The 12,259-nt window shown below is 27.4% G+C and carries 9 protein-coding genes; all 9 read left to right on the top strand.

The window, feature by feature from the left end; all coding sequences use genetic code 11:
• Positions 1–4 precede the first annotated feature (4 nt).
• The 9 genes from K7887_RS22855 (at position 5) to K7887_RS22815 (ending at position 11,803) form a co-directional block, all read left to right on the top strand.
• Positions 5–157, top strand: coding sequence for a hypothetical protein (locus K7887_RS22855; RefSeq protein WP_223493948.1), 153 nt, complete (start codon positions 5–7; stop codon positions 155–157).
• Positions 158–266: 109 nt separating this feature from the next.
• Positions 267–419: a hypothetical protein gene (locus tag K7887_RS22850; RefSeq protein ID WP_223493947.1), complete on the top strand. Its 153-nt coding sequence runs from the start codon at positions 267–269 to the stop codon at positions 417–419.
• Between the two features lie 80 nt (positions 420–499).
• Positions 500–1,381, top strand: coding sequence for a thiopeptide-type bacteriocin biosynthesis protein (locus tag K7887_RS22845; RefSeq protein WP_223493946.1), 882 nt, complete (start codon positions 500–502; stop codon positions 1,379–1,381).
• Positions 1,382–1,385: 4 nt separating this feature from the next.
• Positions 1,386–3,254, top strand: a complete 1,869-nt coding sequence (locus K7887_RS22840; RefSeq protein ID WP_223493945.1) for a YcaO-like family protein — start codon at positions 1,386–1,388, stop codon at positions 3,252–3,254.
• Between the two features lie 25 nt (positions 3,255–3,279).
• Positions 3,280–4,680, top strand: coding sequence for a nitroreductase family protein (locus K7887_RS22835; RefSeq protein WP_223493944.1), 1,401 nt, complete (start codon positions 3,280–3,282; stop codon positions 4,678–4,680).
• A gap of 21 nt (positions 4,681–4,701) precedes the next feature.
• A complete protein-coding gene (locus K7887_RS22830) occupies positions 4,702–7,326 on the top strand; it encodes a lantibiotic dehydratase (protein ID WP_223493943.1) in 2,625 nt (874 codons plus the stop codon).
• 26 nt (positions 7,327–7,352) lie between these two features.
• A complete protein-coding gene (locus K7887_RS22825; protein ID WP_223493942.1) occupies positions 7,353–9,734 on the top strand; it encodes a lanthionine synthetase LanC family protein in 2,382 nt (793 codons plus the stop codon).
• A gap of 4 nt (positions 9,735–9,738) precedes the next feature.
• Entirely contained in the window at positions 9,739–10,956 is a 1,218-nt protein-coding gene (locus K7887_RS22820) for an MFS transporter (RefSeq protein ID WP_223493941.1), read from the top strand.
• Between the two features lie 16 nt (positions 10,957–10,972).
• Positions 10,973–11,803 carry a GNAT family N-acetyltransferase gene (locus K7887_RS22815; protein ID WP_223493940.1) on the top strand — a complete coding sequence of 277 codons (831 nt, stop codon included), beginning with the start codon at positions 10,973–10,975 and terminating at the stop codon, positions 11,801–11,803.
• Positions 11,804–12,259 lie beyond the last annotated feature (456 nt).

Genomic DNA, 12,259 nt, shown 5'->3' with positions numbered 1-12,259 from the left:
TTCAATGAACTTGAAAATGAAATTAGAGAGCTTAGAATTACCTGAGATTGAGGATGTTGATTTATTAGATGGCGATTTACCAGAAGTAGGGTTCTGTAGTGCATGTAACGGTACATCATGCTCCCCTGATATGGGCCCTTTAGAAAAAAGCTTATAGAAAATTGACAGTGAAAAATATATTTAGCATTATACCAAGCGTTTGTGATATTGGTATTGTTTTGTTGGAATATTATAAGTTCCTAAAAAATGAAAGGAGGTGATATAAGATGAACTTGAAAATGAAATTAGAAAATTTAGAACTACCAGAGATTGAAGATATTGATTTACTAGATGGCGATTTGCCAGAAGTAGGGTTCTGTAGTGCATGTAACGGTACATCATGTTCCCCTGATATGGGTCCTTTAGAAAAGAGTGCATAATGAGAAATATTATATAAATTAATAAATTAGGGATACAATTATTTTTTAATTGTATCCCTTTTTAAGAAATGGAGAATGAAATGGTAGAATGGAAAAGTTTACATATTTATTACCAGGAATTCGAAAAACATGATTACTTAATTAAGAATTTACTAAATCCAATAATTTCAAACTTATTAGATACCGATAAATTGTGTAAGTTTTTTTTTATTCGATATTGGGAGAAAGGTAATCACTTAAGGGTTAGATTTAGCTTTAATAAAAAGAATTCTAATTCAAATGAACTTCAATATATTACTAGTGTGGTTGGGGATTTTTTAAACAAAAATCCATCAAGCAAAAGATTAATCGATGATAAAGATTATAATTACTGGGTCAATAAGGAAAACGTAGGTTCTAAAAAGATTCAATTGAATAATAGGGCAATCTGGGAACAATACAACCCAGAAATTGAAAGGTATGGAGGTTCTCAAGGAATTAGGATTTCTGAGGAGTTTTTTTATAAGTCAAGTTTGCTAATTATGAAAATATTATCTATAAGATCACTTTCATATTATGAAAAGTTAATAATAGCATATAATTTTATGAATTTATATATTACTAAGTTTTGCGAGTACTACAAAATTGATCCTGCCAAATATGCTTATTCTTATGCAAATAGTTGGTTGGAATTTTTCAATGATGGGAAATTTAAGAGCAAAATCCTCTCAACTTCAAAAGAAACACATCAGAAGTTTAGATTTGAAGCTGCCAATGGTTATACAAAAATATGGGAAGAATTAGTTTGTGAACATCTTGAAAGTTTAACAACTCTTGTTAACAAGAAATATATTACAAAGGAAAAAGCGGCAGAGATGAGTAGTAGTTATATACATATGAACAATAATCGAATTGGAATAAAGCCAAAGGATGAAGTTCTTGTTAGTTTAATATTATATAGGAACTTAAATACAAGGTGGTAATAAAATGGAAAATATCTTATTAGTAGGTCCGAGAAAATTTTTTGTAAAAATTAATAAGATGTTAGAAGGACAATTCACACTATTTCATCAGGAATGTTGGTCATCAAAAAAAATTGAATCTAGTAACATAGGACTAATAATTAGTTTATTAGATGAATCTAAAATTGATACTGAATACGATATTACAAATTATTGCATTAATAGAATGAAAAGCTATTACAGAATAAGATTCGAACTTCAAGAAATCTTAATTGGACCATATTTTAATGGTTTTAATAAAGGATGTGTAAAGTGTGCCGATTATAGAAGGTATAATAATTCACATGTTAAAGAAGTTATACCAACAAAACAAACTGTCCTGAATTCACATAGAACAGATTTTATTAATATTGACTATGTATGTGGCATAATTTCTAAGAAAATTATTCAATATAAAAGTGGAGAAGCTTTAGAAAATGACCTTGAAATTTATCATTTATATAGTAACACTTCAAAACTCACCAGACATAAATTTATTATAAATGAATATTGTTCAATCTGTAAAATGTGTTTCTTAAACCTTCCGAAAATAAACTACTCACTTAATACTAATTCTTTATTAAGGACATATAATATTAGTCCTAAACAACAGGATCTTGAGGAATTATTCGTTGATGACAATTACGGAATAATTGATGACGTTAATGACTATTATTGTGAAGGTAGCGCTGCGACTATAGCCAGGTTGCCTTTAGAATTTTCAAATGAGCAAGATATAGGCTGTGGAAGAGAATCGGCTTTTAAGTTAAGTAGATTAGTTTCAATACTTGAAGGTATAGAGAGATTTGCAGGAAGAAAAAATAGAGGAAAAGAAGTAGTGGTATCAAATAGAAATGATTTAAATGGTGAGTCGATTGATCCCTCTGAGTTCGTTCTATTTAATGACAATCAAGTAATAGAATCTTCTTATGTGAAATTTAGTAACGAATTAACAATAAGGTGGATTAAGGGTATGGATTTGACTTTACAAAAAGAGGTGTATATTCCTGAGCAGTTTGCTTATTATTCGAGTATTAATGAAGAAAAATTTATATACAACTCATCAAATGGTTGTGCAGTAGGAGGTAGTCTTGAAGAAGCCATTACTTATGCTATTTTTGAGTTAATTGAAAGAGATGCGTTTTTGTTAGCTTGGTATACAAAAAAAGTAAAAGGAATAATTGACATTAAATCTATTAGAGATTTAGAAGCAAGGAACAGAATAAATGATATTGCTTCTTACGGATATAATATAAATGTGTTAGATATTACATCAGAATTTGGCATAACTGCAATTTGGGTATTAGCTGATAGTAAAAGTAATAAATCCTTACCTAAATCGTTTTCAGCTGCTGCAGCACATTTTGACCCAATAAAAGCTCTAAATAGTGCATTAAAAGAATTGGCCGGATTCGTACATCATGGGGTGAATAATTGGGATGTTGATAGAAAAAGAGCAAAAGAGTTATATGAAAATCCTGAAAAAGTAAGTGATATTAAAGATCATGCACTTCTGTATACTAACATTGAAATGTTTTCTTCTTTTAATTTTATTTTCGAGAATAACCTCCCAGTGTATGATATAAGAAATGTGCCATCTAAAAATTATACTTCAATTAATGAAGCCCTTGAATCGATTCTTAATCTATTTGAGCATTTTAAACTTAATGTGTACTTTATTGATATTACTTGTAAAGAGCTGGAACTAGCAAACTTATTTTGTGTAAAAACATTGATACCGGAACTCTTACCAATGACATTTGGCTCGAAAAATTTCAGAATACCTGAAAAATTTAACAAAAGAACACATCTTAATAATTTTGTTTTCTATAATAATGTACACCCATTCTCATAAAAGAATATTATAAAAAGGTGATAGAGTGTCTAAAACTGACAGACAAGTAGAGTGCATACTTACATATGCAGATTTAGTTAATGATGTTAATAAAAGATTTGATAGTTCAATCACAGTTAATAACCCTCCAAAAAACAAAAAATATAATCCTGAATACATTATAAGTAGTGAAAATATTGAAGGTGATTTTCCAGGAATAGATACGGTTATTAAAAATAGTTACGGTATCTTAGGGAGTGTTAATTATTCAGAAGACTCTTATAACAAATTATTTAGAGCTGTTCCTTCGGGAGGGGGAATATATCCTAATGAAATATATATATTCTTAAAAAAGGAAGATAATGACTTTATTTTACACTATAATCCAATTACTGATAAGTACGTATTAGTTAAAAAGGGGAGGTTATTCTCCCAACTATTGGAATGTATAAAGTCGGATGGAAGAAACACAAATGAGTCATTTATTTTCATCACCACAAACTATATAAAGAACTGGAATAAATACAAGTATTTAAGCTATAAACTACAATTACTTGATACCGGTGCTCTAATAGGGCAATTAGCATTAGAATCATCCTTAAACAATTTAAAGATGGAATTATTCCCTTTGTTTAATACAGAAAAAACAACAGAATTGTTTGGAATAAATAGTTTTTGTGAGATTGGAAATATACTAATAGGTTTACATCCAATTTCTAAAGATACAGATAATAGAAATAATAGAATAGGAATTCAGGATTACTTCTCAGGAAAAGATGTTGAGAATATTTTTTCAAATTATGATGGTTTATTTGAAAGAAAAGTAAGTGATTTTATAAATAAAATACACAATTCTTCTTTTACTTCCACCGATTTACAAAGAAATATTTCTGTTTACTTACCAGAAATAAATCATGTGAATATTAGGAGGTCTTCTGAAATTACTGAGTTCAATACTAATCCTACATATGACCAGTTAAAGGGGTTTTTCCAGGAATTACTAAAATTTATAACAGTAATAAATAGTATTATAAATCTTAAACTAAAAATTGTACCATTTCAAATTGAAGATATGCCACATATTAATAGCAATTTATTTGAATTTATAGATGTTTTAAAATGTGATAAAAATAATTTTTTGAAACAATATCAACAAAATATTAAGTTGAATAATTCATTTATAGATTTATTTATTATTTGTGATTTAGAAGAGTTAATTATTCGACATGGATCCATTGCTTATAGACAAGTGCATTATTTTTCAGGAGTACTAATTCAAATTTTATATAGGCTGGTGTTAAAACACAATCTAATAGGTTGTGCATTTTTAAATTACAACCCAGATGAAATTCAAAGAGTGATAAAGACGAAGAAGGATAATATTATTGTTAATTATAAGATTGGTAAAAGCTCCAAGGAACAACCAATGTTTATTACAAGATTTTGATAAATGGGGAGTGAATTTTAAATGTCTAAAATGAAAAGTAAATTAAAGGACTACGCAATGCTCAGGTTAGCTCCAGTCTCTTTTAATAGTCTAAAGAGTGTCATGGACATTCAACATAGAAGAACCTTAGAGTTGTATTTTGAGTTAAATGAAAATATAGAGAGGATAAAGAGTGTAATTTGTGATGATTTGTACGCTTTAATTAGCGAAGTCCAAAACAATAGTGCAGTATTACTTTCTTTAAAAAGAGATATCTTCAATGAAAAAAATCTAGATAAATATGAATTAGATGTACTAGAAGTAGAACTGAAAAATAAAATTCAAAAATATTTAGAGTACATAAATAAAAAACACATTCTTCTAAAAGATATGGAGAGATACTTTGATGAAAAAAATAAGACGTATAATAATATTAAAGAAATATTAACAAATCCATTAATAGTAAATGGAATGGTATCATCTTCTACAAATTTAACAGAAAACCTTAGAAAATATATACTACATCCTAACCCTCACGATAATAAAAAACTTAGAAAATCCGAAATTTCATTTTATAAATTTATATCAAGAGCTATTACAAAAACAAGCCCATTTTCTACATTAACATTAGTTACACTTTTAGAGATTAATAATAAAAAAACCTCACTAATAATAAATAAACCTAAAGCTGTAAATAACATGAATATTAACTACTCTGTAATATTATTTTTTATTGAAAAGTTAAAGTCAACTAAGTTGAATAGGTATTTTTTATTAGAAGTCAATCCTTCATTTATCAGCAATGGACAAAAAGCAATATATATAAAAAACACTCTAGAGAAATTAATAGAGGGTGTAATATTACAATATAGGGATTCAATAATAACAATTAAAAACAACAATACATTGGATACTATAGTTAAGTTTATAAGAGAAAAACAAATAACAGTAAATGATTTAAGTGATTTTCTTACTAGTAATGGTTATCCACCAGAAATCGCCAATGAATTTATAATTAAATTGTATAAGCAAAATATTATTAACATTTATTTACCAATAGCAGAACAAGAAACAGATATTTTAGGAAAGTTAATAGCTTACTTTAGTAAGTTTAGCGAATCAGAGGTTGTAAATATAGTTAATACATTTAGAAGTATTAAAAACAAAATATCCCTTTTGAATAATTTGGAAATAGAAAGTTTTACTAAAAAATCAGAAATTCATAATTGCGTTAAAAACAGCTTGAAAAAGTTATTCTTACAATATGAAATAAATTTTGATTATAAGAATATTTTATATGAAGACGCTGCATTAATTACTGATGGTTCGAATCTTAACATTAATAATGGAGAAATTAAATCTTTACAGGAATCTCTAAATATTATACATAAAATATCATGGGCATTTGATCAAAGGTTACTAACCAGATTTTCTATGAGGGAATTTTATATATCTAAACTAGGAAAAAATACTGAAATTAATGTATTAGATTTCTTTCAAATGTATTTGAACGATATGACGAAGTTTAATGCCTTAAAGGTTAATGCTTCATATTTGGAAAATTTAAGTAATAATCCGTTTAACTTACCAGAAATCAAAAAAGCAGAAGAGATAAGAAACTATTTTGATAATTATATTAATAGTATATATGATGATTCTGCAACAGAAGTTGAATTAGATTTTGAAAAAATGTTTAATTTATCATTAGAATCTGAGAAATTGTTAAACGTAGAAAAAGATTCTAGAGGATTTTTCTTGCAAATTTTCAAGTCTAAGAAGCCTGAACAACAATTAATGGGGGTACTTAATGGTATTGTTGATGGATGTGGGCACTATTATTCAAGATTTTTAAACCTAGAAGAATCCTCGATTGAAATGTTATACCAAAAAGTTAAAAATGATTTAAAAAAGGATAATTATACCGAACTAGTATCTGTATTTGGATTTAATGCCAATCTACACCCAGATTTGTGCAAATATGAAATAGAATATGGAAATGTAAAAGGTAGAAAAGAAGATACTAATAAGTTAAAGATTAAAGATTTGTTTATAAAATATGACAGTATTCAGAAACGATTGGTTTTATTTGATAATGTTAAAAATGTCGAGGTGAAATTATTAAATTTTGGTTTTTTAGTAGATAATCTAAAACCGCTATTTTATAATTTTTTACTTACGTTCAATCAATCCTCGCCATTAGGTCTTCCTATTTTTTCAGAGAGCGAAGATTTTAATAAGATAAAAGATTTAAAGTATTACCCACGAGTGAAATTAGGCGAATTAATATTAAAAAGACGAACTTGGAAAATTAATAAGAATTATATTCCCCGTAAAAGAAATGGGCTCTCATTCTTTGAATATCAAATGGAATTAATGGATTTTTTTGAAGTAAATAATTTACCTCAAACCTTTTTTATTAGAATTATCTGTGAATACAAAGATGTGGATGATTACTTGAAAAGAAAAGATTTAAAGAAACCGCAATATGTTGATATTACTAATTCTATTTCAATTAAACTTTTTTCAAAAATATTAGAAAATTGTGAGTTAGGGTTAGAGATTACAGAAATGCTACCGTCTGAAGATGATTTAATTATATTTGATGGTAATGAAAATAGTTACGTATCGGAAATTTTAATAGAGCATGATATTACCTTCAGTCAATAATAAAACCTTTCTTTAAGGAGATATTGATGAAACAATTAATTTTTAGCCTTTCAAAAAATATTAAACAATTAAAATTAGTCTCAACTGCTGATTACTTACTAATTGAGAATAATAAAACTAGTTTGAAAAACAATGAAGGTTGGAAAATATACTTAACTAGTAAGAGAGAGGCTGCTGAGGAATTAATTAAAGAGGTGTGGAATGATTTAATTGATCTGGGTAATGATTTTTTAGTAAATACTAATCCAGAAAAAATATACAGTGAATCTATAACCAATAAAAACTTTGGAGTAATTATCACACTTAAAATTAATAGAGTTGATAATTTTATGGAATCTTGTGAATTACTCAAAGAAAAAACTAAAGATCTTAGTGGTGTCTTAATAAGAAATGCATATTCATTTAAGGAAAGCTCTAGTATATATTTTCGATATGGTTCTATTAATAATATCTATATTCAAGGATTGTTAGGATCACCCCAACCGGCAATAGTAAATTCAAATAATAATTTGATATTAGATGACTATAATATTAATGGTATTATTCCCGATTGGATTCCTAGTCCATATGAAGGAACCTACAAAAAAACAGATTTATTATTAACTGGTGCAACGATTGTATACCAGCAACCAGATAAAAAAGTGTTTATTAACAAGCACCCAAATGGTGAAAGGAGTTTTATACATGAGCAAATACTTTATAAAAAACTACATTTAACAAAACATTTATTGGAAAAATATAAATTAATAGAAAGTGAATTGTTTCCTTCGGTAGATAGAAAATGTACCAATCTAGCTTTTTATACCATTCGAAGTGGAGGAGATGAATTTCCATTAGTTAATTTAGAAAGAGTAAGAAAAAAAAATGGAAAGAACTTTTCAAGTATTGAAGTAATCTCTTTAATACAACAATTTATTGGTATATTAAAAGTAATTAATGAAAATGGGTTTTATATTGAAAAATTAAAAGACAATAGCATTTGGATAAATAAACATTATCAAATTACTTATTTTGATATTTCATTTTACGATTTGAAATATGATGCTCATAAGGCATTTTTATTGCAAAATAAAGCTGTAAAAAGTTTTGCATTTAAATTGATCACTTCGATAGATCTTGACTTAATTATTAGAGAAAATGTCGATAAAATTATTAGTTCTTACTTAAAAAACAATATCGAACTTCAGAAATTAAATGTTTTACTTGAATCTAATGGGTTAAATTTTAATAATGATAAACATTTACAGCTTATAGGTGGTTTAAATAATAGTGAATTGTTTTACGAAATAGATGAATTGATAGATGGATATGTCTTAAAACTACACGAGAAGTTGGATGTTAATAGAAGCTTATGGTGTTGGCCTGAATTGGCTAATGTTGAAATTCCACAACTAACTTTTGCTGAAGGCGTAGCGGGAGTAATATATTTATTGATAGATGCTTATAAATATAAAAAAAATGATATACATAAGGAGAATATATTAAAAGTATGTACTTGGTTATATCAAGAATATAGCCATTGGGGAGATCTTTTTCAACCAGGCTTATACTATGGTACCAGTGGTATAGCATCGGTATTCTTAAAAGTATCTGAAATTGAGGAAAATCCGACCTATATTGAGAATGCAAAAGAAATAATGAATAGTATTAACTTAGAGGGAATTTACAATTGTGATTATACAGACGGCTTGGCGGGAATTGGGAGTGTTAATAATTCTCTATATCGCAAGACGGGTGAAATTATTTATATGGAGAAAAGTATCTACATTGCACATTTAATAATAGAAAAAGCTAATCTAAGTGACCAAAGTATATCGTGGGAATGTATTGATAAAAATCAATATTTAGGTTTTGCTCATGGAATAGCAGGAATAGGAAGTTTTTTAATAGATATTTATTTAATATCGAAAGATAAATCTATAATAGAGACTATTGAAATAATCTATATGACTCTAATGAATACGAGAATTGAAAATGATACTCACATATATTGGCCAAAGACTATTGATGGTAAGGAGAAGGTTTATTATTGGTGTCATGGTACATGTGGTATCTCTTTATTTTTAATTAACTTTTATAAAATATGTCCTTCTCAAGAGCTGAAAAATATTTTATTGAAAATTTCATATACATTGTCACAAGAAATAAACTCGCCTTTAATACACTGTCATGGTGTTAGTTCTGCATTAGAAGTGATATTAAAAATTGAAGAGATTCTTGAAAAAAATTTAACAAAAGAAAAGCAACTTTTATTACAAAATATACTTCTTAGGAAAACCAAAAACCCAAATGGATATTTTTCATTTTTTAATGAGGCTAATGAATCTATCCTTAGCTATTCAACGGGGGAGGTTGGGGTCTATACTGCTTTGGTAGCATATTTACTTTCCAGGAGTGGAGGGAGTTGAAGATTTGTACAACTTAAACTTTTTTATGTTTGCAATAACTCGATTTATATCAATAATAGGTTCTTCGATTTCATATATAGGAATTTATTGGGTGATATCTTTGTCATATTCAGAGTTTGTTGTTTCTCTCTTAACTTTCACATTTTTTTTAACCAGATTTATTAGTTTTACTTTTTTAGGTCCGTTTGCTGATAGGTATCGTTCAGATAAAATAATTATTAATACAATGGTATTCAGGTTCATTTTATTACTTTTTGTAGGGTTGCTATTTAGCTTTTTTGAATTACCTACCATATTTGTTTTTTTAGTAATAGTACTACAAATTCTACCCGAAAGTTTATCTAATGTATCTTCAACAAAAATTATCCCTCAAATTGTAGAGGATAAAAACCTAACTCAAGCGAATTCGTTATTAAACTTTATGAATAACTTTAGTATGTTTTTGGGTATGGTTATAGGGGGATTTCTAATTAGTTTTATAAGTTTAAAAGGTTTATTCTTTCTGCAAGCGATTTGTTATTTAATTGGAGTGTTGTTATTTAAGGCCGTTAAGTTAAAGGGAAATCAACAGACCGAAAACAGGGTGGTTAAAAAATATATTGTAGAATGGAAAGAGGGTTTAGTATATATAAAAGAAAATAAATGGCTTTTGGGTCTAATTGCAATGGCAATATCAGCTAATATTTCTATTGCACCTATAACATTTATATTAGCTCCTTATGCTATTAATATACTTAATGGTGATTCATTAACATTTACAATGTTAGAAAATGCCCTGCTAATTGGAGGACTACTATCAAGTTTATTTTTAGCAAAATTTAATATTAATCGATTAAGCCTTATTTATATACTATCATGTCTTTTTCAAGGAATTGTAATGCTTGTCTTTGGATTAAGTAGTGGTCTAGTCGTCTCATTAATTTGCTTATTATTCATAGGTATAGCAGTAACAGTTTTTAATATACCTTTTACAACCTTAATTCAGCGTAATGTTGAAATTAATAATATGGGTAGAATCAGATCTGTAACCATGGCCATTACTTCAGTTATTTCTTTAATTAGTTTTGTTTTAGGTGGAATAATAACAACCTATATAGGGATCCAGAATACCCTAATATTATTTTCAATATTAGGAACGATTTCAACAATTGTTGTTTTATTACATAAACCTTTTTCAAGTTTAGAAATAACAAACAAAAAAGTTATAAATTCAAATTTTTAAAATGGGTGATACAGTAATGATAACGATAAACCATTTAAAAGATACATCGACATTATCATGCTTTTTAGGTCAGGAATACTTAAAGCACTATACTGGAAATAAAAAATTCTATATACAATTATTAGATAACAAATTAATAGGCTTTTTTTCCACTGTAGTTAGAGATAGAACGGAACTATGGATTGAAGATATAAATATAATTTCACGTGAACACAATGAACTAGCAATAGATAGCATCTACAAATATGCAGTAAATAATAGTACGGATTTTTCGGCAATATACTTATTGAGCGTAGAGAATGTGGAGTTGTTAAAAAAATACAAAAAAGTAAAGTATTTTTATAATAGTTTTTATTTATGTAAAGCGTTAAATTGTAAAAAGATAAGAAAAAGCGAAGAGTTTTTAAAACTAAATAATTCTTTAAAGGAAAAGCTGTCAATCCTGATGAAAGATTCCTATGACCTAGAAAAAAATAAAAGCTTTGATATGAAAAAAGTAACAAAGCAAATTGACAGTATTTTTTCTAATAAGCAAGGTCACTTATTACAAGATTCATCATTTGTTATACTTGATCAAAAAAAAGATAAAATTATTGCAGCTTCAATAATAACATTAAGAGATGGTAGGCCGTTTTTATTACACTTAATGGTACATCCAGAATATCAAAGGATAGGGTTAGGGAGAAAAGTACTAGAACACAGTTCTAATTCTTTACATGAAAATAGATACAAAACACTAGAATTGTATGTTTATGAAAAGAATACTAAAGCATTAGATTTATATTATAAAAATGAATTTAAAAATTATATAGCGGGAAGTATCGGAACTTTTAGGTTAACAAATTAAGTATTTAAATAAGTGGTATTATCTATATTACACAGAATAATAATACGTAAATTACAGTAGGGGTAGTATCAACACAAGATAGCCGAAATAAGCATAACTATTAAGTACGGTGGCATATTTAGCTATTGATCCTCGTAATGTTTTAGGAGCTGTATGTAATTTTGAACATTATGAATCTGCCCATGAAAGCTACCGAGCTTTTTACTTTGGTTTCGTAAAGAGAGTGCAAGTAGGTGAAATTCATTCTGGTGTAATTCTCCCATACTCTATAACTCTATTTCTTGAACTCTTTAATTTCCTAGCAAGCGCAACTTTAGAAAATCCATTGTTGCGAAGCCTTATCGTTAAGATTTTTATAGCTATCTAAAGTATTTAGAAAGTGTGTAATTTAAGGTGAACTGTTGATTTTTAAGATTACATCAGAGATTGCAATACATTAGTTTTCCTCAATATTTT

This window comes from Sutcliffiella horikoshii, assembly GCF_019931755.1.
GTDB lineage: Bacteria > Bacillota > Bacilli > Bacillales > Bacillaceae_I > Sutcliffiella_A > Sutcliffiella_A horikoshii_E.
This window is presented reverse-complemented; position numbering and strand designations above follow the sequence as displayed.